At 61.4% G+C, this 562-nt stretch carries 2 protein-coding genes; both read left to right on the forward strand.

The features are described 5' to 3' along the window. On the forward strand, positions 1-290 hold a 290-nt coding region (locus Q7C20_RS26985; protein WP_375071220.1), incomplete at its 5' end, for an SAM-dependent methyltransferase. Continuing rightward, the coding region (locus tag Q7C20_RS26990) for a DUF1636 family protein (protein ID WP_375071221.1) at positions 287-562 on the forward strand (276 nt) is incomplete at its 3' end. The genes Q7C20_RS26985 and Q7C20_RS26990, both read left to right, overlap by 4 nt.

Raw genomic sequence — 562 nt, forward strand, 5'->3', positions numbered from 1 at the left:
CCGATGTGTCGGGAGAGTTGCCCGAAGATGTGAACATGGCCGCCTTGGCCGATCCGATGGCTACCACGGTGGTCTACATGGGCAAGCGGACCTTCGCGGGTTTGGCATCTCGGTTGGTCGACCATGGTTTGCCCGGCGACACGCCAGCGCTGCTGGCTGAGGCTGTTTCGACACCTGCAGAAAATGTGCAGCGGTTCACTGTTGAGACGTTGGCGCGCTATCTGGAGGGTGCCAGCAGTACGACGCCGGCGTTGATCTTTTACGGGCCATTAGCCGAGCTTGACGCATGAAGGCTTTCGTCTGCACCTCTTGCGCCGCCGAGGGTAATTTTCTGGACGTGGTCCGCGCTAGATTGTCCGAGGTTGAGGTCATTGGCATCGACTGTATGTCAGGCTGCACGCGGGCGCAGACAGTCGCGTTCCGCGCGCCGGGCAAGGTGGCCTATCTGTTCGGAGAGATCACGGAAGCGGAACTGGATGATTTGCGCCGGTTCGTCACGCTCTATGCGGCCTCTCCCGACGGGTGCTTTGCCGATGCGCGGGTTTTGGGCGGGCTGCGGATG

Source organism: Pseudomonas sp. AMR01 (genome assembly GCF_041946035.1).
Classification (GTDB): domain Bacteria; phylum Pseudomonadota; class Gammaproteobacteria; order Pseudomonadales; family Pseudomonadaceae; genus Aquipseudomonas; species Aquipseudomonas antarctica_B.